The organism is Streptomyces sp. NPDC001070 (assembly GCF_053598835.1).
In genome coordinates this window covers 60712-78407 of record NZ_JBSFLB010000017.1, presented here as the reverse complement: position 1 = coordinate 78407, position 17696 = coordinate 60712, and the positions used below count along the sequence as shown (strand labels likewise).

The 17696-nt window shown below is 73.2% G+C and carries 15 protein-coding genes; 10 read left to right on the top strand and 5 right to left on the bottom strand.

Features of this window, described 5'->3' with window-relative positions; all coding sequences use genetic code 11:
* Positions 1-106: 106 nt before the first annotated feature.
* A complete protein-coding gene (locus ACWDAS_RS21670) occupies positions 107-730 on the bottom strand; it encodes a TetR/AcrR family transcriptional regulator (RefSeq protein WP_450393221.1) in 624 nt (207 codons plus the stop codon).
* 303 nt (positions 731-1033) lie between these two features.
* On the opposite strand from ACWDAS_RS21670, the gene ACWDAS_RS21665 reads away from it, so the two are divergent.
* The 4 genes from ACWDAS_RS21665 (at position 1034) to ACWDAS_RS21650 (ending at position 5393) form a co-directional block, all read left to right on the top strand.
* The gene (locus ACWDAS_RS21665; RefSeq protein ID WP_450393218.1) at positions 1034-1864 is read left to right on the top strand and encodes an SDR family NAD(P)-dependent oxidoreductase; all 831 of its coding nucleotides are present in this window, start codon (positions 1034-1036) and stop codon (positions 1862-1864) included.
* 57 nt (positions 1865-1921) lie between these two features.
* Complete coding sequence (locus ACWDAS_RS21660; protein ID WP_450393216.1) at positions 1922-2587, top strand: phosphoglycerate mutase family protein; 666 nt, start codon at positions 1922-1924, stop codon at positions 2585-2587.
* 55 nt (positions 2588-2642) lie between these two features.
* Positions 2643-3545: an ADP-ribosylglycohydrolase family protein gene (locus ACWDAS_RS21655; RefSeq protein ID WP_450393213.1), complete on the top strand. Its 903-nt coding sequence runs from the start codon at positions 2643-2645 to the stop codon at positions 3543-3545.
* A gap of 354 nt (positions 3546-3899) precedes the next feature.
* Positions 3900-5393, top strand: a complete 1494-nt coding sequence (locus ACWDAS_RS21650; RefSeq protein WP_450393210.1) for a DUF4153 domain-containing protein — start codon at positions 3900-3902, stop codon at positions 5391-5393.
* A 56-nt stretch (positions 5394-5449) separates the two neighbouring features.
* On the opposite strand, the gene ACWDAS_RS21645 is transcribed toward ACWDAS_RS21650, so the two are convergent.
* Entirely contained in the window at positions 5450-6997 is a 1548-nt protein-coding gene (locus ACWDAS_RS21645; RefSeq protein ID WP_450393207.1) for an MFS transporter, read from the bottom strand.
* Between the two features lie 111 nt (positions 6998-7108).
* Here ACWDAS_RS21645 and ACWDAS_RS21640 point away from each other — a divergent pair, with 111 nt between their 5' ends.
* Genes ACWDAS_RS21640 through ACWDAS_RS21630 form a run of 3 tightly spaced genes read left to right on the top strand, consistent with a single transcriptional unit; the run spans position 7109 to position 9150 of the window.
* Positions 7109-7702: a TetR/AcrR family transcriptional regulator gene (locus tag ACWDAS_RS21640; RefSeq protein WP_450393204.1), complete on the top strand. Its 594-nt coding sequence runs from the start codon at positions 7109-7111 to the stop codon at positions 7700-7702.
* A 51-nt stretch (positions 7703-7753) separates the two neighbouring features.
* Complete coding sequence (locus ACWDAS_RS21635; protein ID WP_450393201.1) at positions 7754-8449, top strand: ribonuclease HII; 696 nt, start codon at positions 7754-7756, stop codon at positions 8447-8449.
* 59 nt (positions 8450-8508) lie between these two features.
* Complete coding sequence (locus ACWDAS_RS21630) at positions 8509-9150, top strand: hypothetical protein (RefSeq protein WP_450393199.1); 642 nt, start codon at positions 8509-8511, stop codon at positions 9148-9150.
* On the opposite strand, the gene ACWDAS_RS21625 is transcribed toward ACWDAS_RS21630, so the two are convergent.
* Together ACWDAS_RS21625 and ACWDAS_RS21620 are read right to left on the bottom strand one after the other, a co-directional pair.
* Positions 9151-9747, bottom strand: a complete 597-nt coding sequence (locus ACWDAS_RS21625) for a hypothetical protein (protein ID WP_450393197.1) — start codon at positions 9745-9747, stop codon at positions 9151-9153. It abuts the gene before it with no gap.
* 197 nt (positions 9748-9944) lie between these two features.
* A complete protein-coding gene (locus ACWDAS_RS21620; protein ID WP_450393194.1) occupies positions 9945-12104 on the bottom strand; it encodes a RecQ family ATP-dependent DNA helicase in 2160 nt (719 codons plus the stop codon).
* 154 nt (positions 12105-12258) lie between these two features.
* Between ACWDAS_RS21620 and ACWDAS_RS21615 the strand changes: the two genes are divergently transcribed.
* Entirely contained in the window at positions 12259-13500 is a 1242-nt protein-coding gene (locus tag ACWDAS_RS21615; RefSeq protein WP_450393192.1) for a DUF4192 domain-containing protein, read from the top strand.
* On the opposite strand, the gene ACWDAS_RS21610 is transcribed toward ACWDAS_RS21615, so the two are convergent.
* Positions 13412-14722, bottom strand: coding sequence for an alpha/beta fold hydrolase (locus tag ACWDAS_RS21610; RefSeq protein WP_450393189.1), 1311 nt, complete (start codon positions 14720-14722; stop codon positions 13412-13414). The two genes, ACWDAS_RS21615 and ACWDAS_RS21610, sit on opposite strands and share 89 nt — an antisense overlap.
* A 132-nt stretch (positions 14723-14854) precedes the next feature.
* Between ACWDAS_RS21610 and ACWDAS_RS21605 the strand changes: the two genes are divergently transcribed.
* Both ACWDAS_RS21605 and ACWDAS_RS21600 read left to right on the top strand, forming a co-directional pair.
* Positions 14855-16834, top strand: a complete 1980-nt coding sequence (locus ACWDAS_RS21605; protein WP_450393187.1) for a glycogen debranching N-terminal domain-containing protein — start codon at positions 14855-14857, stop codon at positions 16832-16834.
* Positions 16835-16955: 121 nt separating this feature from the next.
* Positions 16956-17672: an NUDIX hydrolase gene (locus tag ACWDAS_RS21600; RefSeq protein ID WP_450393186.1), complete on the top strand. Its 717-nt coding sequence runs from the start codon at positions 16956-16958 to the stop codon at positions 17670-17672.
* Positions 17673-17696 lie beyond the last annotated feature (24 nt).

Below are 17696 nucleotides of genomic sequence, written 5' to 3'. Positions count from 1 at the left end.
TCGCTCCGGCGGGGATGCCGCGCCCTGGGGGGCGATCGACGGGAGGGGCGGGAGCCGGATCGACAGGCCTGCGGAAGCGATGCCGGTGACGGGCGCGGGACCGGGCTTACGGGGCGGCGCAACGGGGGGCGCGGGACCGAGCGGGCTCGAGGAGCCGTTCCAGCGCGGCGGTGATCTGCCGGGCCAGCGGGGCGTCGACCGGCGCGTGGTGGTTCATGAGGCGGTACCACATGGTGCCGAAGGCGAAGTCGACGGCGAGGTCCAGGGACGTGTCCGCACCGCTCAGCTCGCCGCGCTCGACACCGCGGGCGAGTATCCGGCGCAATGCCTGGCGGCGCGGTCCGATGACGCCGCCTTGCAGGCGCCGGGAGAGTTCCGGGTCGTGCTGCGCCTGCGCCATCAGACCGACCAGGGCCTGTCCGGTCAGCCTGCGCGCGACGTCGAACGTGGCCTCCAGCAGGCTCTCGACGTCGCGGAGGGTGTCGCCGGTGTCCGGGTCGAGCCGGGGGCTCTCGCGCAGACCGAGGTCACGGAGCGCGTCGAGGAGGACCGCCTCCTTCGTGGGCCACCAGCGGTAGACGGTCTGCCGGCCCACGCCCGCGGTCTCCGCGATGGCCTTGACGGTGAGTCCCTGGAAGCCGTCGCGCTGGCAGAGGTCGAGCGCCGCGTCCAGCACCGCCCGTCGGGCGGTCTCGCTGCGGGGTCTGCCGCGTGGTGCCGGTGCTGTCATGGGACCACTTTACAGGACACGGTGTCTCGCTTATCCTTAACGAGTCACGATGTCTTGTAATCGGCCGGCCGGGGACCGGGCGGAGAAGGGGGTCCGTCAAGGCGGAGCGGATCGTGATCGTCGGCGGTGCGTCGGGGAGCGGGCTCGCGGTTGCCGAACGCCGGCTGAAGGAGGGGCGCCGGGTCGTCGTCACCGGGCGGGACGGCAAGCGGCTCGCGAGCGCCCTCGAGCAGCTCGGCGAGGGGCCGCCGCGGGCACGGCGGTCGCGCGGGACGACGGCGCGCGCCTGCGGCCGGCGGCGCTGTGACCACGGCCCCGGGCCGGACCGTGCTGGTCACCGGCTCCACCGACGGGATGGGTCGGTGGCTGGCGGCACGGCTCGCGGCCGCAGGCGCCCGGGTGCTGGTGCACGGCCGCGACGCGGCGCGCGCCGCCCGCGTGCGGGAGGAGGTGCGGCGGGCAGGCGGGGAGGGGCGCGTCGAGGTGCTGCTCGCCGATCTGGCGGAGTTGCGTCAGGTCGACCGGCTCGCCGACGAGGTGGCCGCGCGCTGCGCCCGGCTGGACGTCCTCGTCAACAACGCGGGCATAGGCGCCGCCTCGCCGGGCGGTCTTCGGGAGCTCAGTGCCGACGGCATCGAGCGTCGCTTCGCCGTCAACCACCTCGCCGGCTACCGGCTCACGCGTCGCCTGCTGCCCCTGCTCACGGCCTCCGCGCCGGCGCGGATCGTCAACGTCGCCTCCGCCGGCCAGCGCCCGATTGACTTCGGCGACCCCATGATCGAGTACGGCTACACGGGGGTGCGGGCCTACGCGCAGAGCAAGCTCGCGCAGATCATGTTCACCTTCCACCTTGCGGAGGAGCTGCGCGGCACGGGGGTCACGGTCAACGCGTTGCACCCGGCGACGTACATGGACACCACGATGGTGAGGGAAGGAGGAGTGACCCCGTGGAGCACCGTCGAGGAGGGCGGCGAGGCGACCCTCCGTCTCATCGAGGGGCCGGACGCCGGCACCGGCCGGTACTTCAGCGGGCTGCGCGCGGCCCGCGCGGACGAGCAGGCGTACGACCCGGAGGCCCGCCGCCGGCTGCGTGGGCTCTCGGACGCGCTGCTCGGCGGCGCGGGGCGGCCCTGAGCGCCCGCGGCAGGGACCGCCGCGCCCCTGCTCGTGCGTACGAATTACAGTGAGGCCATGGCCCGACCGCGTCGCATAGTGCTCATCAGGCATGGAGAGTCCCAAGGCAACACGGACGACACGATCTACGAGCAGGTGCCCGATCACGCGCTGACCCTCACCGCCAAGGGCGAGGAACAGGCCCGGGCGGCGGGGCGCGATCTGCGGGAGCTGTTCGGCGACGAACGGGTGCAGGCCTTTGTGTCGCCATATCGCCGGACGCATCAGACCTTCCACCTCCTCGGACTCGACCCGTGCCGTACCCGGGCCAAGGAGGAGCCCCGGCTGCGCGAGCAGGACTGGGGCAACTACCAGGACGCCGAGGACGTGCAGCGGCAGCGCAAGGCCAGGGACGCCTACGGTCACTTCTTCTACCGCTTCGCCCAGGGGGAGTCCGGAGCGGATGTCTACGACCGGGTCGGGGCCTTCCTGGAGACCCTGTACCGTGCCTTCGACAAGCCGGAGTTCCCGCCGAACGTCCTGCTGGTGACGCACGGGCTGACCATGCGGCTGTTCTGCATGCGGTGGTTCCACTGGACGGTCGACGAGTTCGAGTGCCTGTCGAACCCCGACAACGGCGAGACGCGGATGCTGCTGGCCGAGCCCGACGGCCGGTACCGGCTCGACCGGCCCTTCGCCCGCTGGCGGACCACCGACTCCGGCCTGGCGCGATATCACGGGTGAGATTGCGCACAGGACGATTGACCGGGGTGGCACCGGATGTCAGAGTTCTCCCGCCATGACCGCTGATCCGCTTGACCTCCCACGCCGCCGCGCGCTCGCCAGCCTGCGCGGACTCGCCCTGGGTGACGCCCTCGGCTCCCAGTTCTTCGTCCCGGCCCACTACCCGGCACTTCAGAGCCGCAGCCTGCCGCCGGGAGTCTGGCAGTGGACCGACGACACCGAGATGGCGTGCTCGGTGGTCGCGGTGCTGGACACGCACGGCGCGATCGACCAGGACGCCCTGGCCGCGTCCTTCGCCGAGCACCACGACTTCGACCGCGGCTACGGGCCCGGTGTGAACCGGATGCTGCGGCTGATCCGGCAGGAGGGCGCCGACTGGCGCACGCTCGCCGCAGAGATGTTCAACGGGCAGGGTTCCTGGGGCAACGGGGCCGCCATGCGCGTGGCGCCCCTGGGTGCCTGGTACGCGGGCGAGCCCGAGAAGGCCGCCGAGCAGGCCGAGCTGTCCGCGTACACCACCCACCAGCATCGCGAGGCCGTCGTCGGTGCCATGGCGGTCGCGGCCGCCGCCGCGCTCGCCGCGGACCCCGCCGGCCCCACCGACTCGGCGGAACTCATCACCCGGGTCGTCGCGCTGCTCCCGCGCAGCGCCGTGCACGCGGGGCTGCGCCGCGCGGTGGACATGCTCGACTACGACGACGTCGCCACCGTCGCGGCCGTGCTCGGCAGCGGCCGTCGCACCAGCGCCCACGACACCGTCCCCTTCGCCCTGTGGGCCGCGGCCCGCGGCCTGGGCGACTACGAGGGTGCCTTCTGGGCCACCGCACGCGCCGGCGGTGACGTGGACACCACCTGTGCCATCGTCGGCGGGATCATCGCCGCCGCGCCCGGCGGCGAACCCCCGCGGGAGTGGCGGGAGCGCTGCGAACCCCTGCCGGAATGGCTGTCGGCCGGCTGAGCGGCGCCCCGGCCCCCTCTGCCGTCCGTTCAACCCTCTGCATTGTCACGGCCCTGTCACAGACCTCGCCGTGGGACCCTTCCCCCGTACCCGCCGCTGGTCGGCGCGCCTAGCCTGTCGGCCACGCCCATCCGGCTGATCTTGGCCGGTTGCGCAGTCGAGCACCGGTCCTGCGTCGCCCCTCAGCTGTCGCGCGACCGGAGGGGAGGGGTTCTCTTGTCCGACAAGCCGTCCGACGCCGCGCCGCCGCGGTCTGCGCAAGCGCCTCCGCAGGCGCACCGTCCACCCGTCCACCCGACGGCGCCGTACGCGCGCCCCTGGACGCCGCCACCCCCGCCTCCGCCGCCGGCCTGGGTGACCGCGAGCCGTGCGAAGACCCCGCGCGCCGTGCGGCCGGCCGTGCTGTGGACGGCCCTGCTCACGGGAGTACTGGCCGCGGTGCTGATGCGCGGCGGTCTGGGCATCAACCTCCTGCTGGTCACCGTCCCCGCCGCGGTCGCGGCCGCGGTCGCCGCCCTCGACCACGGCCGCCGGCTCAGGCCCTGGACGGCGGTCTGGGCGGTGGCGGGTCTGACACTGCTGCTGATCCCGGCACTGCGGGACGCCTGGTGGCCGTCGTTCCTGGCCGTCGCCGCCGCCGCCGTCCTGGGCTCGCTGGCGCTGCACGGAGGACGTCGCTGGCCGGGCGTCCTGCTGGGCGGCGCCGGGCTCTGGTTCGCCCCGGTGCCCGCGATCGGCTGGGCGCTGCGCGGGCTGCGTGAGCGGACCACCCAGGACCGGCACCGCGTGGTGCCCATGCTGAAGGCCGTCGGTGTGACCGTCGTGCTCCTCGTCGTCTTCGGCGGGCTCTTCGCGGGTGCCGACGCGGCGTTCGCCGACCTGCTGGGCGACCTCACACCCGATGTGACCGTCACCGATGTCCCGCTGCGCGTCCTGCTCCTCGCGGCCGGCACGCTCTTCGCGCTCTGCGCCGCGTGGACCGCCGCCGCGCCGCGCCGCTGGGACCGGATCCAGGTGAAGCCGGGCCGCGCGCGCCGCCGTACCGAGTGGGCACTGCCGCTGATCGTCCTCGCCGCGCTGTTCGCCGCCTTCAACGCGGTCCAGCTCGCCGTGCTGTTCGGCGGCTACGAGAAGGTCCTCGCCAAGACCGGCCTGACCTACGCGGAGTACGCGCGGCAGGGCTTCTGGCAACTGCTCGTCGTCACCCTGCTCACCGTGGTGGTGATCGCCCTCGCCCTGCGCTGGGCGCCGCGAGGCACCGACCGCGACCGTCTGCTGGTGCGCGCCGTCCTCGGCGTGATCTGTGTGCTGACCCTGGTCGTGGTCGCATCGGCGCTGCGCAGGATGGACCTGTACGTCGACGCGTACGGCCTGACCCGGCTGCGGATATCGGTGGCGGGGGCGGAGCTGTGGCTCGGGCTGCTGATCATCCTCATCATGGCCGCCGGGGTGTTCGGCGCGCGCTGGCTGCCGCGGGCCGTGGTGGTGAGCGCCGCGGCCTCCGTACTCGCCTTCGGCCTGGTGTCACCGGACGGGCTCATCGCCGACCAGCAGGTGAGCCGCTACCAGAACAGCGGGAAGATCGACCTGGCGTACCTGCGGAACCTCTCGGCGGACGCCGTCCCGGAGCTGGACCGGTTGCCGGAGCCGCAGCGCTCCTGTGCCTTGGGGAAGATCGTGGAGCACCTGAACGAGGACGAGGGCCGGGGGTGGTTCACCGACAGCCTGAGCGAGTTCCGGGCGCGGTCGCTCCTGGACGAGCGCCCGCCGTCGACCATGCACCAGCCGTGCCGGGCGGCGGGGCTGGACGGCTTCTACGACGAGTGGCGCGAACCCGAGTTCCCCTGACGGACCGCCGTGTGCCGCCGTCCCGGCCTCCCCTCGGGCCGGGCGGCGGCGCCCCGTCAGGCCGCGGGCATCCCCGCGGTGCCGCTGAGCGCCTCCAGGTCGCTCTTGCGTACCCGGAGCACGAACAGCGCGGTGGCCAGGGCCAGTACGACCAGCCCCACGGCCGCGTAGAACGCGGTCGAGATGCCGTGCGCGAGGACCTCGTGGCCCCACGGCGGAGGCAGTTCGTGCGTCCGCTGGAAGGCGGCCTGCTGCTCCGGTGTGGCGTGGGCGAGGAAGTCCGGGACGAGGTCGGCGGCCTTGTTGCGGCTTGCCGTGCCGAACACCGTGACCAGGATCGACAGCCCGAGGGAACCGCCCACCTGCTGCATCGCGTTGAGGAGGCCCGAGGCTGCCCCCGCCTCGTGCTGGGCGACGCCGGAGACGGCCGTCAGGGTCAGCGTGACGAAGTTCAGGCCCATGCCGAAGCCGAACAGCAGCATCGGGCCCAGCACCCCGCCCGCGTAGCTGCTGCCGGGGTCGATCAGGGTCAGCCACGCCATGCCGAGACCGGTCAGCGCGGAGCCGGCGACGAGGAACGGCTTCGGGCCGAGCACCGGCAGGAAGCGGGTCGACAGCCCGGCCCCGGTCACGATCGCGACGGTGACCGGCAGGAAGGCGAAGCCCGCCGCGATGGCGCTGTACCCGAGCACGTTCTGCACGAAGATGACGATGAAGAAGAACATGCCGAACATCGCCGCGGCCAGGCTGAGCATCATCACGTACGTGCCCGAGCGGTTGCGGTCCGCGAACATCTTCAGCGGGGTGATCGGCTCCCGTGCCCGCCGCTCGATGGCCACGAACGCGGCGAGCAGCACGACCGCCGCCCCGAACGACGAGAGGGTCAGGGTGTCCCGCCAGCCCTTGTCGGCGGCGCGGATGAAGCCGTAGACCAGCGAGGCCATGCCGAGCGTCGAGGTGACGGCGCCGGCGATGTCGAAGCGCCCGGGGTGCCGCTCCGACTCGCTGATGAACTTCGGCGCCAGGAACGCGATCAGCAGGCCGATGGGCACGTTGACGAAGAGCACCCAGCGCCAGTCGAGCCAGTCGGTGAGCATGCCGCCGGCCAGCAGGCCGACGGCGCCGCCGCCCGCCGAGACCGCTGCGAAGACGCCGAAGGCGCGGTTGCGCTCCGGGCCCTCGGGAAAGTTGGTGGTGATGAGGGCGAGGGAGGTGGGCGAGGCGATCGCCCCGCCGACGCCCTGCAGGGAGCGGGCCGCGAGCAGCTGCCACGGCTCCTGGGCGAAGCCTCCGAGGAGGGAGGCGAGGGAGAACAGCAGGATGCCGAAGACGAACACCCGGCGCCGTCCCAGGATGTCGCCGGCCCGCCCGCCGAGCAGCAGCAGCCCGCCGAAGGTGAGCGTGTAGGCGTTCAGCACCCAGGACAGATCGGTGGTGGAGAAGGAGAGCGCGTCCTGAATGTGCGGGAGCGCGATATTCACAATGGTGGCGTCCAGCACGACCATGAGCTGGCAGGCCGCGATCACCGCGAGTGCGATGCCCGGCCTGCCGTCGCGTCGCGCGGCGCCGGGCCTTCGTGGTGAGGTGATTTGCTCAGTCGTCACGAGGTCCCCCAGTCGGTGACTTAGTGAACGGTTACGTTCACTGTTCACGACAGTAGAGTGGTGGCGGTAGGGAACGCAAGCGTTCACTACGGAGCGAATGAGAAGGTTGGCATGGCCATGTCGCAGGGAACGGGAACCCGTCGTCGCGGGCTCGTTCTGGAGCGGGCGATCCTCGGGGCCGCCCTGGAGCAGCTGAGCACGGTGGGCTGGCGAGGGCTGACCATGGAGGGCGTCGCCGCCGGCGCCCAGACCGGCAAGGCGGCCGTCTACCGCCGCTGGCCCTCCAAGCAGGCGCTGGTCGCCGATGCCCTGCAGTCGGCCTTCCCCGAGGTCCCCGACGTCCCGGACCTGGGCGGTCTCCGGGAGGACCTGGTCTTCCTCGTGCTGCGGATGCGCGAGGCGATGTACTCGCGCGGCGGGCTCGCCCTGCGTTCGGTGATCGACGAGTGCGACCAGGAGGCCGCTCACTGCTTCTTCCGGCTGATCATGGAGGGGGTCGTCGAACCGACCAAGCACCGCATCCTGGACGTCGTGCGGCGCGGCATCGAGCGGGGCGAGGTGCGGCCCGACGCCACCGGTGACATCGTCGCCGACGTCGTGCCCGCGCTGATGATGTACCGGTCGAAGATCGGCGGCCGGGAGATCACCGAGGAGGACCTGATCGAGGTCGTCGACCAGGTGATGCTGCCGCTGCTGCGCCCGTGAGGGCGGTCGCCGCCAGGGGGCCCAACACGGAAGCGTAGGCTAAGCCCTGCCATGGTCCACGAACCTCCCACTCACAGCGTCGAGCGCTCGCTGCGCGCGACCCTCGGCGTCAAGGTCGTCGCGGGCGTCGACGAAGTCGGACGGGGGGCCTGGGCCGGGCCGGTCACCGTCTGCGCGGCCGTCACCGGACTGCGGCGACCGCCCGAGGGCCTCACCGACTCCAAACTGCTCACGGTCAAGCGCCGTACCGCGCTCGCCGGGCTGCTCGCCGGATGGGTGAACTCCTACGCGCTCGGACACGCGTCGCCCGAGGAGATCGACGAGCTGGGGATGACGGCTGCGCTCCGGCTCGCCGCCACACGTGCCCTGGACGCCCTGCCCGAGCGGCCCGACGCGGTGATACTCGACGGCAAGCACGACTACCTCGGCGGCCCGTGGCGCGTGCGCACGGTCATCAAGGGCGACCGGTCGTGCGTGGCCGTGGCGGCCGCGTCCGTGATCGCCAAGGTGCGGCGGGACGCCATGATGGCGGAACTGGGCGTCGACTATGCTCCGTTCGGCTTCGAGGACAACGCCGGGTACCCTTCGCCGGTGCACCGGGCGGCACTGGAGGAGCTGGGGCCCACCCCCCTCCACCGACTGTCCTGGGCATATCTCGATACGCTGCCGCGTTGGCAGCACTTGAAGAAGGTCCGGGAGACCGCGGAGGCGGGGGAGACGGGTGAGCAGCTCGGGTTCGATTTCTGAGCCGAGTTGTGACCTACCCGCCGCTGCGTTGTTCCGGTGCATTTGATAGACATCAGCACATGCCTCTCACCCCCGAGGAGCCTCAGATTCACGAGAGTGTCCCGGGTCCCCGCGTAGCCCCGGCCGCCGGCCGGTCCGCGTCGACCCCCCGCCCCGTACCGGGCCCCGGCCCCCGTCCCGCGCCTCCGCGTGGCGCTCCGGCGGCGAACGCCCGTCCCGGCCGTCCCGGACCGGCCCGCGGGCCCGTCGTACCCCCGCAGCAGCGCTCGCCGCGGGACCCCGAGGCCGTGGCCCCCGTCTCCGCCGACTCCGCGGCGGCGCAGATCCAGCTCATCCCCGCCTCGGTGGACGGCGCGCTCGACGCCGCCGACGAGGCCGTCGACCTGCTGCTCGACAGCGGGCGCGCGCCGGGTGAGGTCCTGGTGCTCACCACCGGCGAGCAGCACCCGTGGGCGGCCCACGAGCTGAGCTTCGGCGAGGCGTCCTACTGGGCCCAGCACGACGCCGGCGACGACGTGTTCTACGCCGCTCACGACGCCGACCGCGCCAAGGGCCGGCCCGTCGTGGTCGTGGCCGTCAACGGCGGATCCGACGAGTCCGTGGCGCGTCTGCTGCCCTCGGCGATGACGCGTGCCGGAACGCTGCTGATCGTCTGCGGCGACCCGCAGCGGATCAACGCGCTGCTCGGCGCGAACGCCTGATCAGCGCGCCGCCGCGCGGCGCAGGGGCGGCGTCCCGGTGGGACGCAGGGTCGCTGCGCCGCGGCTCGTGGCCGACCAGGAGGTCGCGTTCGGTGTCCGCCCGGTGCGGTCCTCGCCCTGGACCCGCCACCCTTCCTCGGTCATCGTGATGTACGAACCGGGGCGCAGCCCGTACAGGGAGCAGGCGTCCCGCAGCCCCCACATCCAGGCGCCGTCCACCTCGGTCCATCCCGCGTCGCCGTCACGGCAGACGAGCAGGACCGCGGTGCGCACCGGCCTGCGGCGCCGCAGGTCGTCCGCGGTGATCCGACGCAGGTGGGCGAGGATCGCGTTCCGCCGCTCCCAGCCGTCCGTGACGCCGGGGCGCTGCGCGAAGGAGGCGCTGGCCGTCAGCCGTCCGTCGGGGGAGTAGACCGCGACCACGGCGGTGCCCGGCGCCGGGAGATGCCGCGCGTGGAGGTCCGTCACCACCTCGCGCGGGTTGATGAGCAAGGGGATGCCCGCGGCGGTCCATTCGGCCGGTTCGACGGTGCGATGCCGTCCGGCACGGCGGGAGGAAGTCACGGAAGTGGTTTCCGGAGCGAAGCCGATGGCCACGGTCCTCCCTTCGGGTATGCGTCCGCGACCGGGCATGCGTGAGCATGCCGGTCGTAGGGCTCGAAGAGCCGATGCGGGGATCCGGCTTCAATTGTTCCTGCCGCACACGCGAGCGGCAACGGTCATTTTGTCGACCTGTCTGTTATCTGACCCTCCGCCGCATAGATCCCTTCTCCATCTCACATGGTGACTACCGGTCAGGCCTGCAGGGCCAGGACCAGCGGAAACACCGCCGTTACACCGGCACGGCGCAACAGCCGCGCTGCGACGGCCAAAGTCCACCCGGTTTCGGTGAAGTCGTCGACCAGCAGGACCGGCCCCTGGGCCGAGGCCAGGGCTTCGGAAAGCCCGGGCGGGACGGTGAACGCCCCGTGCAGGGCACGCAGTCGCTGCGCGCTGTTGCTGCGCGGCACCCGGGAGGGCTCGAGGTCACCGCTGTGCGCGACTTCTCCGAGCAGCGGCATGCGGCCGACCTCGGCGATGCGCGCGCCGAGTGACGCGATGAGTTGCGGGCGGGTGTGCGAGGCGACGGTCACCACGCCGACCGGACGCTGCGGGGCCTCGGGCTCGCCGCTCGCCCAGCCGCCCGGTCCCTTAGCCCAGTCCGCCAGCACCTGCACCACCGCCTGCGCGACGTCGTCCGGAACGGGCCCGTCCGTCGCGTTCGCGGCGAACAGCGGACGGAGCCGGTTGCCCCAGCCGATGTCAGAGAGCCGACCCAGCGCCCGTCCGGTCGCGGCCTGTTCGCCCGGCGGGATCTTCCCCTTGAGGTCGATGCCGATCGCCGGCAGGCCCGTCGGCCACATGCGGCGGGGCTCGACCTCCACGCCGGGGCGGCCGAGGGCCGCCCGCGCGGCCTCCAGGGCCTCGCGGGAGACGTCCGCGGTGAAGCGGGGCCCGGCGCAGTTGTCGCAGCGGCCGCAGGGCGCGGCCTCCTCGTCGTCGAGCTGGCGGCGCAGATACTCCATGCGGCACGTGGCGGTCGTGGCGTACTCGCGCATCGCCTGCTGCTCCGCCTTGCGCTGCCGGTCGACCCACGCGTACCGCTCGGTGTCGTACGTCCAGGGCTGTCCAGTGGCCGTCCAGCCCCCGCGCACCCTGCGCACGGCGCCGTCCACGTCGAGGACCTTGAGCATGGTCTCCAGCCGGCTGCGGCGCAGATCCACCCGGGCCTCGAGCGCCGGCACCGACATCGGGCCCTCGGAGGCCCCCAGCGTCTCCAGGGTGCGCCGCACCTGTTCCTCGCGGGGGAACGCGAGCGAGGCGAAGTAGCGCCAGATCGCCTCGTCCTCGGGGCCGGGGAGCAGCAGGACCTCCGCGTGGTCCACGCCGCGTCCGGCGCGGCCGACCTGCTGGTAGTAGGCGATGGGGGAGGAGGGCGAGCCCAGGTGCACCACGAATCCCAGGTCGGGCTTGTCGAAGCCCATACCGAGAGCCGAGGTGGCGATCAGGGCCTTGACCTCGTTGTTCAGGAGTGCGGCCTCGGCGGCGCGGCGGTCGGCGTCCTCGGTGCGTCCCGAATACGCGGCGACCCGGTGGCCGCGCTGCCGCAGGAAGGCCGTGACCTCCTCCGCGGCCGCCACCGTGAGGGTGTAGACGATGCCGGAACCCGGGAGGTCACCGAGGTGGTCGGCGAGCCAGGCGAGCCGGTGGGCGGCGTCGGGCATGCGCAGCACCCCGAGCGAGAGACTCTCGCGTTCCAGCGGCCCGCGCAGTACGAGCGCACCCTCGTGGTCGCCGGTCCCCAACTGCTCGGCGACGTCGGCCGTCACGCGGGCGTTGGCGGTCGCGGTCGTGGCCAGCACGGGTACGCCCGGCGTGAGATCGGCGAGCATGGTGCGCAACCGGCGGTAGTCGGGCCGGAAGTCATGGCCCCAGTCGGAGATGCAGTGGGCCTCGTCGACGACGAGCAGACCGGTCGTGGAGGCGAGCTTGGGCAGCACCTGGTCGCGGAAATCCGGGTTGTTGAGCCGTTCCGGGCTCACCAGGAGGACGTCGACCTCGCCCGAAGCGACCTCGGCCTGCACGGTGTCCCATTCCTCGGGGTTGGCCGAGTTGATCGTCCGGGCCCGGATGCCCGCGCGCTCCGCGGCGTCGATCTGGTTGCGCATCAGCGCCAGAAGCGGGGAGACGATCACGGTGGGACCGCTGCCGCGCTCACGTAGCAGTGCGGTGGCCACGAAGTACACGGCCGACTTGCCCCAGCCCGTGCGCTGCACCACCAGGGCCCGGCGGCCGTGCGCGACCAGCGCCTCGACGGCGCGCCACTGGTCCTCGCGCAGGCGGGCGGTGCCCGTCGGGTCCCCGACGAGCCGGCTGAGGATCGTGTCGGCGGCGGTGCGCAGTGCGGTGGTCATGGCCCCATGCAACCCGATGACACCGGCACCGCGCCAACCGCGCGGATGCGGCCTGTGGACAACGCGGCATAGATAATTGCGATGATATGCGCGAGTTATCCACAGGTATCCGAGGGGCCTGGCGGAGATCCACGGCGTAGGGGACCTTCGGATCATGACTCAGCACACCGAATCCCCCCGCCCCTCGGACGACCCCAAGGTCACGCTGCGCAGCCCGGCCGAACTCGCCGCCGCGCTCCCGTACCTCTGCGGATTCCATCCGGACGACAGCATTCTCATGATCGCCCTGCACGGCGAGCGCGGCCGCTTCGGCGGCCGGGCCCGGCTGGGTATTCCGCGGGACGCCGGCGAATGGCCGGATGCGGCACAGCAGTTGGCGGAGTGCCTGGTGCGTGGCAGCGAGCAGCGCAGTGCACGGCCGGACGCGATCGTGCTCTTCCTCGTCCAGGACCCCGCGCCCGGTGAGAGCCCGGCCCAGGTCATGGAGCGGTTGCGCCCGCTGGCCCAGCGGCTGCGGATCGCCTGCGGCACGCTCGACGTCCCCGTCGTCGAGGCGCTGTGCGTCTCGGCCGGCCGCTGGTGGTCCTACTGCTGCCCGGACGCGGAGCACTTCCCACCCGAGGGCCTCGGGATCACGCGGTCCGGCGATTCCGTGATGGCCGCGGCGGCCGCCTACGCGGGGCTCCGCATCAGCGGCTCCCTCAAGGAGATGGAGGACCGCCTCACCCCGCCGCCACCCGGCGCTCCGGCCTCCGCCGCCCGCGGGGAAGCCCTGGACGCGGCGGCCGCCGCACTCGTCCCCCGCATGCTGGAGCGCGACGACTCCGATGAGGTGCGCCGGATGACCTTGCGCCTGCTGAGGGAAGCACTCGAGCGCTTCCGGGCAGCCACCCCGGTGGACGACGGGCCGGACGGCGACCGCGACGACGACGCGCTGCTGGGCGACGACGAGGCCGCCACGATGATCCTCGGCCTCCAGGACCGCGCGACCCGCGACGAGGCAGCCGAGTGGATGGACCCGCCGCACACCGACCCGGCGATGCGCCTGTGGCGGGCACTCGCCCGGCGCTGCGTCGAGCCCTACCACGAGCACGCCGCGGCGCCCCTGACCCTCGCGGGCTGGGTGGCCTGGTCCGCCGGGGACGAGGCGTCGGCACGCGTGGCCTTCGGCCGCGCCCTCCACCTCGCCCCCGACTACACCTTTGCCCGACTGCTGCACGCCGCCGTCAACAACGGGATCTCGCCCGAGCCGCTGCGCCTCTATCTGCGCCGGCAGCGCAGCGGGCGCGCCCGGCGCGCCGCCATCCTCACAGCTCGCCGCGGACCAGCCGGATCAGCCGGTCGAGGACCCGGCCGCCGCTCACCCGGAGCCCGTCGTGCTCGTACTCGTCGGTGACCCAGGTGCGCAGGCCGCGCACCGAGCGCGCCGTGGCCAGCGAGTCGGCCGTGTCGACGTACATGTCCTCGTGGTAGACGGCCGCCGCCACCGGGACCTCGTTCCGTGCCAGTTGCTGTGGGTCGTACAGGTCCGGCCACTCCTCGTGCTGAGCCAGGTGATGCGCCGCCTCGCGCAGCGGGGCCAGCGCCGGATCCGTGGCGAACATCCAGGGGTAGATCATCTCGCCGGTCAGCAGCACCGGCGCGTCGTCAGCCAGGGGCTTGTCGACGTCGAACTGCGGGAACTCCGTGCGGACGGATTCGGCGGCCCAGCCCGTGGCCCGCGGGGACACCGACTGCTGACCGTAGATCGACTCGTGCAGCACCGCGTAGAGCGGGTTGGCGGCGAAGGAGAGGTGGCCCTGGACCTCGGCGAGGAAGGAGTCGGAGAGCTGGCGGCCCGACCCTCCGGCCACGAAGGCGTCCTCGAGCAGATAGTGCAACGTGTGCGAGCCGGTGCCGGTGCCGAGCAGCATTCCGGTGACCTGGAACGCCTCCGCGGTCAGCAGACCGCCGCCCGGCAGCCTGACCTCGCGCTCGCGCAGGTGCCGCACGATCGAGCGGACCGTCTCGACATCGTCCGGGTAACGCGCGTAGTGCGCCTCGACCTTCCGCTCCACGCGAGGGTAGGCGGCGCGGTAGACGTCCTCCGCCGTGCTGCGCAGGCCCGCGAGCCCGCCCGTCACAAAGGCCTCGCGGATCCCCTCGGGGGCGAAGGACAGATAGGTGAGCGTGCAGAATCCGCCGTAGCTCTGGCCGAGCAGGCTCCACCGGCCGTCCTCGCCGAGGAGTTCACGGCGGATCAGCTCACAGTCGCGGACGATCGAGTCGGCCCGGAAGTGCTCCAGATACCGGGCCTGGGCGGCCGCGTCCCCGCGAAGCGGCAGGGTCTGCCGGTTCGCGGGGGTGGAGCGGCCGGTGCCGCGCTGGTCGAGCAGCAGTACCCGGTAGTCGTCCAGCGCGCGGGTCAGCCAGCCGTCACGGCCCAGCGGCCGCGGTGAACGGCCGCCCGGCCCGCCCTGCAGGAACACCAGCCAGGGCAGCGGATCTCGTTCCTTGCCGGCGGCCACGACCTCCCGTGCGTACACCTCGATCCGCTCACCGCCCGGGTCCGCGTGGTCGAGCGGCACCTGGAAGGTGTGATCGGTGATGACGGTTCCCGGCTGGCGGTAGACGGCCATGGCTCTCTTTCCGGTGATACGGACGGCTTCTCGATCAGGAACGGTAGACGGCGCGTGACCCGAGTGCCCACACGGCCGTTCATGTGGTGAGTGGCGGCAGCGCCCGAGCGACCGAGTCGACGAGGAGGTGGCATGAGCCCGCAGCCGGTCAATCGGCCGTCCCGGCAGGACCGGGGGCCGCAGCCGGTGCACGACGCGGTGATCTGCGTCGCGGCCCCGGCCCTGGCGGTCTCGGCAGAGCACGGACAGCTGCACGGAAGCGGCCTCGACGGCTTCTACCAGGGCGGCCGCCGAGTGCTGGCCCGGTGCGAGCTCCGGATCGCCGGGGCGGCACCCGTGCCCGTGCAGGGCGGGCTGGTCACTGCGGGGCGCGCCCGGTTCACCTCGGTCGCCCGCGTTCCAGGCGACACGGCCCCGGACCCGGCCCTCACCATCGAGAGGCTCCGCACCGCCGGGGGCACCGAGCGCATCACGGTGCACAACACCGGCTCCCGCGACCTGCGCATCCCGTTCGAAGTGGCCCTGGCCACCGATCTCGCCGAGCTGGCGGCGATCGCCGCCGGATCGTCCGGGCCCGAGCTGTCCGCCAGCGTCTGCGACGCCGGACTGCTGTGGTCGGCAGAGGGCCTCCGTGCCCGGGTCACCGCCGTGCCGGCACCCGAGAGCGCCTTGGCCTCGGCCGGGCTGCTGTGCTGGGAGCTGGCCCTGCCCGCCGGTGCGTCCCGCACGATCGAGCTGCGCGCGACGCTGGAGCCCCCCGTGGCCGGCGTGAACGGTGGATCCGCCCCGGCGGTCCCCGTGCCCTGGTCGGCCGCGGAACTCCGCAGCAGCGACCGCCGGGGGGAGACGCTGCTGCGCGCCGCCCTCGACGATCTGCGCGCGCTGCTGCTGCGCGATCCGGGGCACCCGCTGGACGTCCATGTGGCCGCCGGCGCGCCCTGGCGGCTCGGGCCCGCCCCGGCCGACGCCCTGTGGGCGGCCCGCATGCTGCTGCCGCTGGGCACCCGCCTGGCGGCCGGCACCCTGCGGGCGTTCGCCCGCCGCCAGGACCCGGAGACCGGCGGCCTGCCGGGGCCGCTGCGGCACGCCGGTCCGCATCTGCCGCCCACTTCCTCCGGGGTGGAAGCAGGGCTGCTCTTCGTCACGCTGCTCGCCGAGGCCCGCCGCTGGGGGCTGCCGGAGCGGGACACCGAGCAACTCCTGCCCGCCGCCGAGCGCAGCCTGCGGTGGCTGCGGTCCGTCGTGGGCGAGGGCGGATACGTCCCCGACCCCGCACCGGGCGGCCCCTTGCGCTGCGACGTGCAGGCACACGCCCACCGGGCCATGCTGCACGGCGCCGATCTGCTGAACGCCCACGGGCGCCCGGGCGCGGAGGAGTGGCGGGAGCGGGCCGAGGCACTGCGCCGGAGGTTCCGGGAGGACTTCTGGCTGGACGACTCCGGCGGCGGGTGCCCCGCCGCGGCGCTCACCCCGGACGGCAGACCCGTGCCCCACCTGGGCTCGGCCGCCGCGCATCTGCTCGACACCGGCCTGCTCGGCGGCTGCGAACTCGCCCCGGGCCTGCTGGACAAGGTGCAGACGGAGCAGCTCGCCCGCCTCCTCGCGGCGCCGGAGCTCGATGCCGGATGGGGCCTGCGCACCCTGTCCGCCAAGGCCCCCGGCTACAACCCCTTCGGCCACCGCGGCGGTGCGGTCCGGGTCCACGAGACGGCCGTCGCCGTCGCCGGGCTGGCGGCGGGCGGTTACGAACGGGAGGCCGCCGCCCTGCTGCTGGGAGTGCTGGACGCGGCAGGTGCGTTCGGGTACCGCCTCCCCGAGATGTACGCGGGCGAGCAGCGCGACGAATCCCGCCGCCCCGCCCCCCACCCGACCGCCTCGCGGCCCGCCGCGGTGGCCGCCGCCGGGGCCGTCCACATGCTGACGGCCCTCGCCGGAATCCGCCCCGACGCCCCCGATCGGATCGTGGCCGTGCGTCCGCTGGGCAACACCCCGCTCGGCGAGTTGTGGCTCGGCGGTCTGCGGCTGGCCGAGGAGCCCTTCGCCCTGCGGGTCGGCGCCTCCGGCACAGCCGTGATCGAGGAGGCCGCTCCAGGACTCCAGCTGGGCGCCTGATCCGTCGGGCGGCATCAGCTCGCAAAGCCGCCGCCGAGATGTCGAACAACAGGCCGAAAGGAGTCCTCGTCATCCCGCCAACCTGCTGTTTATCGTCAGGCAGACGACTATGATCGCGGGCATGGCGCCCTACGACCCGTCAGCTTTTCCCCCCTTCGCCGTCACTGTCGATCTCGTCGTGCTCACAGTGCGCAGCCACGCCCTGTGCGCCCTCGCGGTCCGCCGCGGTGAACCGCCCTATCAGGGCCGGTGGGCGCTGCCCGGCGGCTTCGTACGCGGTGACGAGGACCTGGCCGAGGCGGCCGCCCGCGAACTGGAGGAGGAGACCGGACTGCGCGCCGGCAGCGGCGTCCACCTCGAGCAGCTGGCCACCTACGGCGACCCCAAGCGCGACCCGCGCATGCGCGTGGTGAGCGTCGCCCATCTCGTGCTCGCCCCCGACCTGCCCGCACCGCGCGCCGGGGGCGACGCGCGCAGCGCCCGCTGGGCCCCCGTCGAGGAACTGCTGCGCAACGGCGACGAAGGCGCCCTCGCCTTCGACCACGCGCGCATCCTGGCCGACGGCGTGGAGCGCGCCCGCTCCAAGCTCGAGTACTCGGCACTGGCCACCGCCTTCTGCCCGCCGGAGTTCACCGTCGGCGAGCTGCGCCGGGTCTACGAGGCGGTGTGGGGCGTCGCCCTCGATCCGCGCAACTTCCACCGCAAGGTGACGGGCACGGTCGGCTTCCTCGTGCCCACCGGCGGCACGACGACCCGTCAGGGCGGTCGCCCCGCACAGCTGTTCCGAGCGGGGGGAGCAACCATCCTCAATCCGCCCATGTTGCGGCCAGAGGTATAAATTCCGGGTCATTTGCGCGTTATG